This is a genomic window from Vibrio sinaloensis DSM 21326, from assembly GCF_000189275.1.
Taxonomy (GTDB): domain Bacteria; phylum Pseudomonadota; class Gammaproteobacteria; order Enterobacterales; family Vibrionaceae; genus Vibrio; species Vibrio sinaloensis.
Genome location: NZ_AEVT01000068.1, coordinates 1 through 14,262, shown reverse-complemented (window position 1 = coordinate 14,262; position 14,262 = coordinate 1). Strand labels below are relative to the sequence as shown.

At 45.7% G+C, this 14,262-nt stretch carries 11 protein-coding genes; 10 read left to right on the top strand and 1 reads right to left on the bottom strand.

Going from position 1 to position 14,262, the window contains the following annotated elements; translation table 11 throughout:
- Positions 1–42 precede the first annotated feature (42 nt).
- The 4 genes from RH45_RS12320 (at position 43) to RH45_RS12305 (ending at position 5,739) form a co-directional block, all read left to right on the top strand.
- Positions 43–987, top strand: a complete 945-nt coding sequence (locus RH45_RS12320; RefSeq protein ID WP_008077611.1) for a TIGR01212 family radical SAM protein — start codon at positions 43–45, stop codon at positions 985–987.
- Positions 988–1,053: 66 nt separating this feature from the next.
- On the top strand, positions 1,054–2,805 hold the full coding sequence (locus RH45_RS12315; protein WP_008077608.1) for a sensor domain-containing diguanylate cyclase: 1,752 nt from the start codon (positions 1,054–1,056) through the stop codon (positions 2,803–2,805).
- Between the two features lie 116 nt (positions 2,806–2,921).
- A complete protein-coding gene (gene arcB, locus RH45_RS12310) occupies positions 2,922–5,282 on the top strand; it encodes an aerobic respiration two-component sensor histidine kinase ArcB (protein WP_008077606.1) in 2,361 nt (786 codons plus the stop codon).
- Positions 5,283–5,292: 10 nt separating this feature from the next.
- Positions 5,293–5,739, top strand: coding sequence for a hypothetical protein (locus RH45_RS12305; RefSeq protein ID WP_008077605.1), 447 nt, complete (start codon positions 5,293–5,295; stop codon positions 5,737–5,739).
- 63 nt (positions 5,740–5,802) lie between these two features.
- Here RH45_RS12305 and tolC read toward each other — a convergent pair whose 3' ends face one another.
- Positions 5,803–7,113 carry an outer membrane channel protein TolC gene (tolC, locus tag RH45_RS12300; protein WP_008077604.1) on the bottom strand — a complete coding sequence of 437 codons (1,311 nt, stop codon included), beginning with the start codon at positions 7,111–7,113 and terminating at the stop codon, positions 5,803–5,805.
- Positions 7,114–7,346: 233 nt separating this feature from the next.
- Between tolC and nudF the strand changes: the two genes are divergently transcribed.
- From nudF to parC, 6 genes are all read left to right on the top strand, one after another.
- On the top strand, positions 7,347–7,976 hold the full coding sequence (nudF, locus tag RH45_RS12295) for an ADP-ribose diphosphatase (protein ID WP_008077602.1): 630 nt from the start codon (positions 7,347–7,349) through the stop codon (positions 7,974–7,976).
- On the top strand, positions 7,964–8,404 hold the full coding sequence (locus RH45_RS12290) for a DUF1249 family protein (RefSeq protein WP_008077601.1): 441 nt from the start codon (positions 7,964–7,966) through the stop codon (positions 8,402–8,404). The genes nudF and RH45_RS12290 overlap by 13 nt, the downstream gene beginning before the upstream one ends.
- Positions 8,405–8,414: 10 nt before the next feature.
- Positions 8,415–9,233: a 3',5'-cyclic-AMP phosphodiesterase gene (cpdA, locus tag RH45_RS12285; protein ID WP_008077598.1), complete on the top strand. Its 819-nt coding sequence runs from the start codon at positions 8,415–8,417 to the stop codon at positions 9,231–9,233.
- 14 nt (positions 9,234–9,247) lie between these two features.
- Positions 9,248–9,829 carry an esterase YqiA gene (gene yqiA / locus RH45_RS12280; protein WP_008077596.1) on the top strand — a complete coding sequence of 194 codons (582 nt, stop codon included), beginning with the start codon at positions 9,248–9,250 and terminating at the stop codon, positions 9,827–9,829.
- 254 nt (positions 9,830–10,083) lie between these two features.
- The gene (gene parE / locus RH45_RS12275) at positions 10,084–11,964 is read left to right on the top strand and encodes a DNA topoisomerase IV subunit B (RefSeq protein ID WP_008077594.1); all 1,881 of its coding nucleotides are present in this window, start codon (positions 10,084–10,086) and stop codon (positions 11,962–11,964) included.
- 3 nt (positions 11,965–11,967) lie between these two features.
- Positions 11,968–14,250, top strand: a complete 2,283-nt coding sequence (gene parC / locus RH45_RS12270) for a DNA topoisomerase IV subunit A (RefSeq protein WP_008077577.1) — start codon at positions 11,968–11,970, stop codon at positions 14,248–14,250.
- The last annotated feature ends 12 nt before the right edge of the window (positions 14,251–14,262 follow it).

Here is a 14,262-nt window from a genome sequence, read left to right as displayed (position 1 = left end):
TGATCGCAATGATATTCATTATCATTATTCTGTAGGGTAACAATGCAATTACATGAGTTGGTAAATACAATAGGTCAGGATCTGCAGCGACGTTATGGAGAAAAGGTTCATAAGCTGACTCTTCATGGCGGTTTTAGCTGTCCTAATCGTGATGGCACGATTGGTCGAGGTGGGTGCACATTCTGTAATGTCGCCTCTTTTGCTGATGAAGAGGTTCAGATAAAAAGTATTCATGACCAACTCAAAGATCGCGCAGGTGAGATTCAACGGGCGAAAAAATACTTGGCTTACTTTCAAGCCTATACCAGCACGTATGCTGAGGTTCAGGTCCTGAAAAATATGTACGAAGAAGCCCTCAAAGCCGCGGATATTGTTGGCTTGTGCGTCGGTACTCGTCCCGATTGTGTTCCTGACGCCGTACTAGAACTATTGTCGGGTTACGTGAAGCAAGGTTTTGAAATTTGGTTAGAGCTGGGCTTGCAGACAGCAAATGATGACACATTAAAGCGCATAAACCGTGGTCACGATTTTGCGTGCTATGCACAGATTACTCAGCGTGCCAGAGCCCTTGGCATTAAAGTCTGCACCCATCTTATTGTGGGGTTACCCAAAGAGAGTCGCACTGACAATATCGATACGTTAACTAAGGTGCTTGAGGTGGGAACTGATGGCATCAAGCTGCACGGACTGCATATCGTTGAAGGCAGTACAATGGCCAAAGCATGGAAAGCGGGTCGACTGCAAGCTCCAGAACTTGAAGAGTATGTGGCGATTGCCAGTGAGATGATTCGTTTGACCCCTGCTGATGTCGTTTATCATCGCGTGTCTTCTGCCGCGCGTAGACCCACATTATTAGCGCCACTTTGGTGTGAGAACCGTTGGTTGGCGATGACCGAAATAGGTCGAGCGTTAAACCGCGATGGGGCGCAAGGTGCACTAATAAATCAACCATTTACATATACAAAACCATTATTAAAGGCAGAATAACTGCTGAGAAGCTGATATCTTTGTATGCTTACTGTAAGTGCTGGTGGTCTAAGGGTGAGCAAGTAGATGGATCAGATATTGGTGTGGTTGTGGGATACATCCTTTGGTAATGGGGTGAACCTATTTGTAATCGTTATTGCACTGTGCGCGATATTTTTTGTTTACTCGCGTTTCCAACTTCATCTTGAGCAACTGCTCGAAAACTCTCCATCGGCTACCATTATTCTTGACGCCGCTAACAGTGAACTGCTGGCGGCCAATGTATTTGCTAAGCAACAATTGGCGATTCGAAAAGTGGGCAAGTCCTACTTCTTACCTCACAGCGTCAAGCTCAGTGATTTGACCGAGCTGACAAACTCTCTTGTTAATCAAGTCTCCCATCAAGCGCTTAAAACTGTCTGGGAAGTTTCTCCCGGAACACAACTGCAACTTCATGTGACTGGCCGTCGAACCTTATATCGTGGACGTAAAGCTTGGATCCTTGCACTCACTCCTTATCAATCGACGGATGATGATCTAACCAAAGAGATCCAATCGCTACGTGTTTATAAAAGTGCTTTTGATCACCTTTCTGAGTTGGTCTTCGTAAAAAATGTTCAAGGAGAGATGATTTCCGCTAACAGAGCATTCCATCGCTTTTGGCAAGATCGTCTTGAAGAGGGCACTGCTGATATTGAAGGGATCATTGAAGGTCGAGCAAGCAAGCGTCGTTGGACGATTACGCCAGATGGTCGAAGCTGTCTTTTAGAGACGAGTCAAACCGTTTTGCTTTCTCCTGATGGCAGCAAAATTGGGACTTTGGGTATTAGCCATGACGTCACTGACTGGCACAATATGCAACGTAACTTACGTGATGAGATGGAAAAACGTAAAGATACAGAAGTGGCACTTGCTCAAAGAGACACCATTTTGCAAAACATCTTGGAATCGAGCCCTGATTCCATCGGTATTTTTAACGAGAACATGGTTTATCAAGCATGTAACGAACCTTTTGTTAAGGCGCTCGGTATCGCTGAAGTGGATGAACTTATCGGTAAGCGCTTGCAGGATGTGATTCCGAATGAGAGTTACAGCCGATTATCTGAAACGGATAATAAGGTGCTCTATGAAGGTAAGTCATTACGTTATATCGATAGAGTCGTGAGCAGTAAGGGCGATTGCACTTGGTATGATGTAGTGAAGTCCCCATTTCGCGATCCCGCTTCTGGCACTAACGGAGTGTTGATCATGGCGCGTGATGTCTCTGAGCGTTATCTCGCTGAGCAACGATTGGAAGAAGCCAACCAAGAGCTAGAGCGGCTAAGTTTTGTTGATGGTTTGACGCAAATATCAAACCGACGTCGCTTTGATGAACAACTCAAAACGCTCTGGAATTTACATACTCGCGAAAAGCAGCCTTTGACTGTGATGCTGTGTGATATTGATTACTTCAAAGGTTACAACGACTACTACGGTCACCAGAGTGGTGATGATGTATTGGTTAAAGTCGCGGAAGTGTTCGAGCGAGTATTGCCACGCTCTAGTGATTGTGTTGCTCGTTATGGAGGAGAAGAGTTTGGCTTCATTTTACCCAACACCACCGCTGAAGGTGCGCAAAAGGTCGCTGAGCGGATTCATCAAGGAATAGAAGAGCTGGCGATTGAACACGTCTCTTCACAGGTTGCAAGTGTCATCACCGCCAGTATTGGTCTGGTATCGGTTGTGCCGCAACCACTCGACAGCAGTGATGGCATTGTGGCTTTGGCCGACAGCGCCTTGTATCAAGCGAAAGCAAATGGTCGTAACCAAACTTGCGTTCATCACACATCAGAAAATTAACCTGATCGCCCGTAGGGATTGTTTCGCGGTTGCTGACGAAAACGGGTAAGATGACGTTTATACCTCAAGCCATTGTTTAGATTGGTTTTGCCTCTTATTGCTTTTCGGAGTGCTGCATGAAGCCGATAAAAAACCTCGCCCAATATTATGTCGACCTGTTGGTTAAATTGGGCATTCTTCGTTTCTCCATTCTTCTTGCGCTGGCGCTGGTTGCCTTAGCGGTTGTCGTTCAAGTCGGTATTACTTTGGTGCTAAGCGGACATGTGGATGATATCGATATCGTCCGTTCGGTGTTTTTTGGCCTTTTGATCACTCCTTGGGCGGTGTATTTCCTGTCTGTGGTCGTGGATCAATTGGAAGAGTCTCGACAGCGTCTGTCTAAGTTAGTCTCGAAGCTTAAAGATATGCGCTCACGCGACCAAGAGCTAAATCACAAACTGCAGCAGAATATCACTAAGCTTAATCAAGAGATCGAAGAGCGTATTAAAGCCGAAGAAGCGCGCGAAGAAGCGATGAAAGACCTCGAGAATGAGGTGTATCAGCGAGAACGAACTCAGCTTGAATTAGCAGAAAGAACGGCACTGTTACGCTCTTTCATCGATGCCTCTCCCGATCTAATTTACTATCGTAATGCTGATGGTGTTTTCTCTGGTTGTAACCGGGCGATGGAAGAACTTACCGGCAAAAAAGAGAGCCAACTGGTGGGTTTAACGCCTTGGGATGTTTACAGCAAAGAAGTCGCACAGCAAATTGTCGATACGGATCAGCGAGTATTTTCCGACAACCAAGCGCTGACTTACGAGCAGTGGCTGGAATACCCTGATGGGCATAAAAACTACTTTGAACTGCGTAAAGTGCCGTTTTACAGCAAAGATGGCCGTCACTTAGGACTGGTTGGTTTTGGCCGCGATATTACCGAGCGTAAGCGTCACGAAGAATCATTGGAGAAAGCAAGCCGAGATAAAACCACCTTTATTTCGACGATTAGCCATGAATTACGTACACCTCTTAATGGTATTGTTGGCTTGAGTCGAATGCTTTTGGACACCCAAATGACCCAAGAGCAGCGTAACCATATGCAAACCATCAATGTCAGCGCCATCACATTAGGTAATATTTTCAACGATATTATCGATATGGATAAGTTCGACAGACGTAAGTTAGAGCTATACCCTTCTGCACTTAATTTTGAAAATTTTGTTGCTGAGATGGAAAGTATCTCGGCGCTGATGGCTTCTCAGAAAGGGCTTAGGTTCGATTTAGAACGCTTGAGTGCGTTACCTTCTGCGATTGAAGTCGATGCTACCCGTCTACGCCAGGTGCTTTGGAACTTGATCAGTAATGCGATGAAGTTTACCAAAGAAGGGGGAGTGGTCATGACGGTGAGTGCTGAAATAGAGCAAGGTTATGCCAATATCACGATGGAAGTTGAAGATAGTGGTATCGGTATTCCTGAAGCTGAACTCGACAAGATCTTTGCCATGTACTACCAAGTTAAATCGGGTAAGGATAACTTGCACGCTGTTGGCACAGGGATCGGCTTGGCTGTCTCTAAGCAATTGATCAATATGATGGATGGCGATATTACAGTAAGCAGCGAAGAAGGGTTCGGTAGTACCTTTACGGTTACGATTCATGTCCCATTGGCCGCCGAAGAGGAACCCATCGAAGCTGAGCCTCAGCCGCAAAAAGAGCTCAACATATTCATGGTTGAAGATATCGAACTTAATATTACCGTTGCCCGATCTTTACTCGAAAGTATGGGCCATGAAGTGTCTGTCGCAATGACAGGGCAAGATGCGATTGAAATGTTCGACCCGGAACTTTATGACTTGGCCTTCCTCGATATTCAGTTGCCTGATATGACAGGTTTTGATGTCGCTGAATTTTATCGAAAAACCTATAAAGACCTTCCGCCGCTCGTGGCACTCACAGCCAATGTTCTGAAAAACAAAGCGGAGTATCTAGAGAAGGGAATGGATGACGCAATCAGTAAGCCATTGTCAGTCACCGATGTTCATGATGTGATTGCTAAATTTACGGCCGAAGAGCACGCGCAGCCTCAACCATCCGCACCAAGTTCACAATTGACGGAGGATGAAGCTGATGGTGGGGAAATCTACAGTCGTTTACTTGACTTAGATATGTTGGAATCTTACGTGGGAATTGTCGGCGCAGCACCAGTGCTCGATAGCATTACTATGTTTGAAGAAATGATGCCGGGCTATATCCAATTACTTGATTCAAATATGGTGGCCAAACATCAAGATGGGATTGTCTCAGAAGCGCATAAAATTAAAGGCGCTGCAGGCTCGATTGGACTAAAACATATTCAAAGCGTCGCTCAGAAAGCGCAATCACCCGACTTACCGGCTTGGTGGGAAAACATCGACGATTGGGTGGAAGAGATTAAGAATGAGTATCTGCATGATATTCAGGTATTAAAAGAGTGGTTAGAACATCGAACTCAACAATAAGGATAAGCAAATGAAAAAGTTAGCGTTACTGTCGTTGGGGGCGGTATTACTGTCTGGGTGTGCAAGCGAGCCACAGGTGTGGAAGCAAACGCAGCAAGTGTCTATCGCTCAGACGAGCATTGAACTCAACAGTAAGTTGTGGCGCAACAAGATGCCGACCATTGGTGAAGTACAAGAAAGCACCTTGCACGGTGCTCTATATCTGGAATCCGATCAAACTCTACCTGCACAGTTAGATGTCGAGTCTATTGTGCTTAAGCAAGGGCAAGAAAGCTGGCAAATTGACAGTGATTTACTTGATCTACGCACTCACAATCAAAATCAGTGGGAAGTGGCGTTTGTATGGCGGATTGATGTTGATATTGAGCAAACGGTAGACATCGCGATTGAAATTAACGTCGATGACCAAGTTGAATGGTTAGTCGAACAAGACGTAAAAATCGATACCGTGTACTGAGGAAAAAGTGATTGAAACAAAAATAGCTGACGCGTGCGTCAGCTATTTTTTTATGCGTATGGATCAGTTCTTCGCGGTTTTTAGACCGGCATTGATATCCATAATGTCTTGCTCATTCAGAGTACCCACTGCTTGACGAAGCTGCAGTACGCTGATGATGTAATCGTAACGAGCATTAGACAGGTTTTTGTTTGCATCGTATAGGCGACGTGTCGAATCAAGAACATCAACAATGGTACGTGTACCTACATCAAAACCTGCCTCTGTTGCTTCAAGCGCTGACTCGGCAGAGACCACGGTTTGCTCGTAAGCGCGTAGCGCACCGATAGAAGCACTGATGTTGTTGTTAAAGGCGCGAACGTCTTTAACTACGCTACGGTATTGCGCTTCGAGATCTTGGCTTGCTGCAACGTAGTTGAATTCAGCTTGTTTGGTCTCAGAAGTAATGCTACCACCAGTATACAGTGGTACTGCTAAATTTAGACCAACACTGAAGTCAGAGTTATCGCCTTTAGAGCCGTTGTTATCATTACGTTCATCACCGTAGTTATAGCCACCGTCTAGCGTTAGTGATGGCAGGTGACCAGAGCTTGCCAACGAGATGTTATCTTTTGCGACATCTTGTGAAATACGTGCTGAAAGCAAGCTCAAGTTTTTCTCTTGTGCTTCTTCAATCAACTGATTGATTGGCGTTGATGTACGACTGGCGGAGAAGCGACTTGTATCAAGAACGTCTAGGTTAGAGTGCTCTTGACCTGTGATTTCACGAAGACCTTCGTAACTGTTGATCAAGCTATTTTCAGCAAGAACCTCATCGGCCAGCACGGCATCGTATTGAGCTTGAGCATCATGTACGTCGGTAATGGCAGATAGACCGACCTCAAAGCGCTGTTTAGTTTGTTCTAGTTGACGACCAACCGCGGCTTTTTCGGCTTGAACGAACTCTAGGTTGTCTTGTGCACGCAGTACGTCAAAGTAAGCCTGTGCGACACGTAGAATCAGAGCCTGCTGCGCGGCTGCGTAAGAGGCGTCTGCTTGGCGTGCGGATTTTTCAGAAACATCTAATGTTAGCCAGCTTGAGCGCTTGTAGAGTTCTTGAGTAAAGTTAACACCAGCACTGAGCTTGTCGCTTTCACGTGCGTCAATATCACTACGATTAATGTCGTAACCTGCAGTCAAAGTGATTTGAGGTAATAGCGTTGCGCGGCTAGAAGTTACTGCTTCAAAAGCTGCATCACGCTGCGCAGCGGCACTGAGTAGTGTTGGATCGTTGTCTTTCGCTTGGTTGTATACTTCAGCGAGTGTGTCTGCTAAAGCATTGGTGCTCAGGCTACCTAGAGCAGCGCTGATAAATAGTGGAAGCAGTTTCTTCATAGGTCCTATTCCTGCCAAAAGATGAAAAAGGTTACTCGTCAAGAGTTTAACCCATAGTGATGTTATTTCATGCAAAACTTTGCAAATTTTTACACTTAACTATCCACTTGTGCAATATATTTAATTATTCAATTTAACTCAGAATATAAAAATTATATAAAAAGTTGAGCCATGTCCTTGGAAGTTAAGCTTTTGTCTGAGTAAACTATAAGATTCACTCAGCGAGGTGCCAAATGCAACCATCTGACAAGCAACAGGGCGAGTTTACTCCCCAAGATGTGGAAATAATCTCAAAAGAATCTCTATTTAAGGGATTTTTTAGCATGATTAAATACCGCTTCCGCCATAAGTTATTTGAAGGTGGCTGGAGCGAGCCCATAGAGCGAGAAATGTTTGAACGTGGTCATGCGGCGGCTATGTTGCCCTATGATCCTGTGCGTGACCAAGTGGTTATAATAGAGCAGATTCGTGTTGGTGCCTTAGAGCATCGCTCACCATGGCAGATGGAAATTGTTGCAGGCATCATTGATAAAGGTGAGACTGCCGAACAGGTTGTGCGACGTGAGGCGGTTGAAGAAGCGGGCATTGAAGTCTCTGAACTAGAGAAAGTGACCTCTTATTATCCTTCGTCTGGAGGATGTTCCGAGAAGTTAGATGTTTACGTAGGCCGAGTCGATGCGAGCACCGCACATGGCGTTCATGGTTTAGACTATGAAGGTGAAGATATACGTGTTCACGTCATGAGCCGAGAAAAAGCTTATGAGTGGGTGAATACCGGTAAATTTGAAAATGGTGCATCAATTATTGCTTTGCAATGGTTGCAATTGAACCATCAACGTTTAAGAAGCGAATGGCACAAATAGCAGCAAAGAAACCGTATCATGTTGATTTATCTGAACTGATGCGAACTTACGAAACAAATTACGCTAAGCTCAATGCTCTCATTCCAAGTAATGCGAGCGTCGGGGATGTGCGCTGCTATCAAGCTGCTAATATGACGTATCAAATTCAAGTGGGCGAAGTCACAAAGTACACAACTTTGGTCGATATTTGTCAAAGCGATGACGTTCCAGTATTTCCATTACCAAGAATGTCTGTCAGGCTCTATCACGATGCTCGCGTAGCGGAAGTCTCTGAGTGTGCTCACTTGAAACGCGTTAATGCTCGCTATGATTACCCCAACGACAAAATGGTTCAGCAAGATGAGAAAGCACAGCTGAATCGTTTTTTGGGCGATTGGTTAACTTTTTGTCTGCGGCACGGTATTAGCCGGACACCGATCAATATTTAGGTTTGTAATTGTGAAAGTAACGTCAAGCTCTTCAGATAACAGCATTAAATTGCTCCAAATTACTGATACGCATCTGTTCGAAGCGACAGACGGTAGTTTGTTGAGCGTCAACACTGGTGAGAGTTTTAAAGCCGTCGTACAAGCTATCATTGACCAAGAGTGCCAATATGATGCGATCTTGGCGACGGGGGATATTTCTCAAGATCACAGCGAAGCTTCTTATCAGTGCTTTGAACAGGGCATCGTACCCTTGCTAAAACCTTGTTTTTGGCTACCCGGCAATCACGACTATAAGCCCAATATGACATCTGTCATCCCTTCGCAGCAAATTCAACAAGTGGATCACGTTTTGTTAGGGGAAGCCTGGCAAATGATCATGCTCGACTCACAAGTTGTTGGCGTGCCTCACGGTCGATTGAGTGATCAGCAGTTGGATTTGCTTGACGAAAAACTGGCTGAGTATGCTGATCGTCACACGCTAGTTCTCTTACACCACAATCCTATATTTGTTAGCAGTGCTTGGTTGGATCAGCACGCTCTTAAAGATGCCGATGATTTTTGGCAAGTACTTGGTAAGCACAGCAACGTAAAAGCCGTTTTATGTGGCCACGTCCATCAAGACATGAACGTTAAGCACAATGGTGTGCAAGTTATGGCGACGCCATCAACCTGTGTCCAGTTTAAACCTAATTCTGATGATTTTGCGCTTGATACCTTATCTCCGGGGTGGCGTGAGTTAGTGCTTCACGTGAGTGGTGAATTGGAGACTAAAGTGGAACGCCTGCCTGCGGGGAGCTTCCAGCCAGACTTCTCATCTTCAGGGTATTAGGTAGGACTTGCATCATGAAGCCGTCAATGCTCTTGTATATCCATGGTTTTAACAGCTCGCCTCTGTCACATAAAGCAAATGTGATGAAACAATATTGCGAGCAATCGAGGCCAGATATTAAGGTGGTTGTGCCTAAACTGCCTTGTTTTCCTCACCAGGCCTCAGAGTTGTTGCTTGATATTATCCAGCAACATCAAAATGATTACCGTATTGGCCTCGTCGGCAGCTCTCTAGGGGGATATCTGTCTATGTGGCTCAACCACAAATTTGGTTTTAAAGCCGTTGTGGTGAATCCAGCGGTGAGACCTTACGAGTTGTTAGCCGACTATTTAGGTGAACAAGTCAACCCGTACACTAATGAGCGCTATGTCCTAACCGAAGCCCATATCGATGAGATCAAAGCACTTGATACACCTGTGATTACTCAAGTGTCCGACTTCTGGTTGTTACAGCAAGAAGGTGATGAGGTACTAGATTACCGTCAAGCGGTGAGTAAATTTACCGGTGCGAAACAAACGGTCGAAGCCAATGGTGACCACAGTTTCGTCGGTTTTGAACGTTACCCTGAGCAGATCGTCCAATTCTTACAACTATGATGAACGCTTTGGTTTTCGCTTCTCGCGGTCACTATTTTGGCTAATGGCATGAGGGAAGAGTCATAAATTTACGGCTTACTTACTTATCTCTCTTGACATCAATACGTCTCTTCCAGACTATGTTCCACTTATGCTGAGCGGCATGTAAAGCGGTGATAGATTGCTCGCTTTTTCTATTCTTCGACGAAAAAGCTTGAGCCACATCGTTTTTCCACTTAGCTACTTTTTTCTTCTTTATAAAGATATTCCGTATTATGGCTGAACAATATAATGCGAAAGACCTCTCGGTACTTGAAGGTCTCGACCCAGTACGACACCGTCCTGGTATGTATACCGAAACAGAGCGACCAAACCACCTAGCCCAAGAAGTTATTGATAACTCGGTGGATGAAGCTCTTGCTGGTCATGCAAAAAAAATCAAAGTCATTCTTCATGCCGACCAATCGCTCGAAGTGATCGATGATGGTCGTGGTATGCCAGTTGATATCCACCCTGAGAAAGGTATCTCAGGGGTTGAGCTTATTCTGACGAAGCTGCACGCGGGCGGTAAGTTTTCTAACGACAACTATAAATTCTCCGGTGGTTTACACGGGGTTGGTATCTCGGTTGTTAACGCCCTATCTAAACGTGTTGAAGTGACCGTTAAACGTGAAGGCCAGGTTCATGAGATCGCGTTTGAACACGGCAATGCCGTTACGGAACTGACGGTCACAGGTACTTGCGGCCATCGCAATACCGGTACCTCTGTGCATTTCTGGCCAGACGCAAAATACTTCGATAGCTATAAATTTTCTTCTTTACGCTTAGTCAACAACCTACGTGCAAAGGCCGTGCTATGTCCGGGCTTAGAAATCACCTTTAGCGATAAGGTTAATAACGAAGAGCATAAATGGTTCTACGAAGATGGCTTGAAAGATTACTTGGCGGAAGGGGTTAAGGGTTACGAAGTCCTACCTGCTGAGCCGTACATCGGTGAATTTACTGCGGATACAGAAATGGCCACTTGGGCGGTTATTTGGCAGCCAGAAGGCGGCGAAATGATCACGGAAAGTTACGTTAACTTAGTTCCAACTAAACAAGGTGGTACTCATGTTAACGGTCTGCGCCAAGGCCTCCTCGATGCCATGCGTGAGTTTTGTGAGTTCCGTAATTTGCTACCGCGCGGGGTTAAGTTAACCGGCGATGACATCTTTGACCGTTGTTCTTATGTTCTTTCTGTGAAGATGCAAGATCCACAATTTGCTGGTCAGACTAAAGAGCGTTTGTCCTCACGCCAAACCGCGGCATTTGTTTCCGGTGTGGTGAAAGATGCCTTTAGCTTGTGGCTGAATGAAAAGCCACAACTTGCTGAACAACTGGCGGAAGTGTGTATTGCCAATGCGCATCGCCGTATGCGCGCAAGCAAAAAAGTTGTGCGTAAGAAAGTGGCGTCAGGCCCTGCATTGCCAGGCAAACTGACCGACTGTTCTGTACAAGATTTAAATCGAACTGAAATTTTCTTTGTCGAGGGTGACTCGGCGGGTGGTTCAGCGAAGCAAGCCCGTGATCGTGAATTCCAAGCGGTGATGCCTTTACGCGGCAAGATTCTCAATACTTGGGAAGTCTCGGCTGACCAAGTCCTTGCTTCACAAGAGGTGCACGATATCTCCGTGGCACTCGGTATTGACCCGGATAACGACAACCTCGATGGTTTACGTTATGGCAAAATTTGTATTCTTGCCGATGCGGACTCGGATGGTCTTCATATTGCAACGCTACTGTGTGCTTTGTTTACTCGTCACTTCCGTGCTCTAGTTGAAGCAGGCCATATCTATGTAGCCATGCCTCCATTGTATCGAATCGATTGTGGCAAAGAAGTGTTCTATGCGCTCGACGACGATGAGAAAGAAGGCATTCTAGAGCGCCTATCAAAGAAAAAAGCCAAGATAAACGTTCAACGATTCAAAGGCTTGGGTGAAATGAACCCGCTTCAGTTACGTGAAACAACCATGGATCCGAATACTCGTCGTTTGGTTCAATTGACGATCGATGACAATGAATCAACGATGGAAATGATGGATATGCTGCTAGGCAAGAAACGAGCAGATGACCGCCGCTCTTGGCTACAGAACAACGGTGATATGGCAGAGGTTTAATGAATGTCGACTGAGATTACCTATGATGGCGTTGAACAGTTGCCAATGCGCAAGTTCACCGAGGACGCTTATCTTAACTATTCAATGTACGTCATTATGGACCGTGCGTTACCTTATATTGGTGACGGCTTAAAACCGGTTCAACGACGTATTATTTATGCAATGTCGGAGCTTGGCTTATCGGCTGCGGCAAAATACAAAAAATCGGCACGTACTGTTGGTGATGTGCTAGGTAAATACCACCCACACGGTGATTCAGCGTGTTACGAAGCGATGGTATTGATGGCTCAGCCTTTCTCTTACCGTTACCCTTTGGTAGACGGTCAAGGTAACTGGGGTGCACCAGATGACCCTAAATCCTTTGCCGCTATGCGTTACACCGAAGCTAAGTTGTCAAAATTCGCTGAAGTGCTACTTGGTGAATTAGGTCAAGGCACGGTGGAGTGGCAGCCAAACTTTGATGGCACGATGAAAGAGCCGCAAATGCTCCCAGCGCGCTTGCCTCATATCTTGCTCAATGGCGTGACGGGTATCGCAGTTGGCATGGCGACAGACATTCCGCCTCACAATGTGCGTGAAGTTGCCAATGCTGCGGTTCATCTTATTGATAATCCAAAGTCTGAACTTGCTGATGTGATGAACTTTGTTCAAGGGCCAGATTACCCAACGGAAGCCGAGATCATTTCCCCGAAAGCGGATCTGGAAAAGATTTATCGTACTGGTCGTGGCAGCATCAAGATGCGTGCAGTGTGGCACAAAGAGGGCAGTGACATTGTGATCACCTCTCTACCGCACCAAGTATCTGGCGCGAAACTGCTTGAACAAATCGCCAACCAAATGCGCGCGAAAAAGTTACCTATGGTCGATGATCTACGTGATGAATCGGATCATGAAAACCCAACGCGTATCGTGGTTGTGCCTCGTTCAAACCGAATTGATTGCGATCAGTTAATGAATCACTTGTTCGCATCGACGGATTTAGAGAAAAACTTCCGCGTTAACTTGAACATGATTGGCCTTGATAATCGCCCGCAGGTTAAAGGCTTAGTTCAAATCTTATCTGAATGGATTGAGTTCCGTCGTTCTACAGTTCGTCGTCGTCTTCAACATCGTCTCGATAAAGTAATGGCTCGCCTCCACATTTTGGAAGGTTTGTTGGTTGCTTACCTTAACCTTGATGAAGTGATCGAGATTATCCGAACTGAGGATGATCCTAAAGCTGTGTTGATGGCACGCTTTGGCATCACCGAGATTCAAGCTGATGCGATTCTTGATACCAAACTTCGTCACCTTGCTAAATTGGAAGAGATGAAGATTCGTGGTGAGCAGGACGAATTAGAGAAAGAACGTGAAAAGCTTGAGAAGCTACTCGGTTCAGAACGTCGTCTTAACACGCTCCTGAAGAAAGAAATTCAAGCAGATGCTGAGAAATATGGTGACGACCGCCGTTCACCTCTGGTTGAGCGTGCGGAAGCGAAAGCCTTAACAGAGCGCGACCTTGTGCCTAGCGAGCCGATCACGGTTGTATTGTCTGAGAAAGGTTGGATTCGTCATGCTAAAGGTCATGATGTCGATGCCGAAGGACTGAGCTACAAGTCGGGTGATAAATATTTAGCTCATGCGCGTGGTAAGAGTAATCAACAAGCTGTGTTCTTTGGCAGTGATGGTCGAAGCTACTCACTTGAATCTCACTCATTACCCTCAGCGCGTAGCCAGGGTGAGCCAATTACTGGCCGCTTAAATATTACTGCCGGAAGTGCGATTCGTCAGGTCATCATGGGCGAGGAAGAGCAGTTATGGTTAGTGGGCTCTGATGCGGGTTATGGCTTTGTTTGTAAAGGTAGTGATTTACTGTCGAAGAACCGCAGCGGTAAAGCGTTAGTGACACTACCTGCCAACTCGGAAGTGATGGAACCTAAAACCATTGCTGATTTGGACTCAGATGAAATCGTAGCAATCACTAATCAAGGACGCATGTTGCTGTTCCCAATTAAGGATCTACCTCAGCTTGCAAAAGGTAAGGGCAATAAGATCATTAATATTCCTGCGGCAAAAGCGAAAGAGCGAGAAGAGATCCTATCGCATTTGATTGCGGTACCTAAAGACGCAACTCTGACCTTATACGCGGGTAAGCGTAAGCTTGGTTTGAAACCGTCTGACCTGGATAATTTCCGTGGTGAGCGAGGTCGAAGAGGTGGTTTATTACCACGTGGGCTGCAACGGGTTACTCGGATTGAAATTGAATCCACATCCACAGATGTTAATGACGCCACTTCTGAAGAATAAAAAAAAATCCAC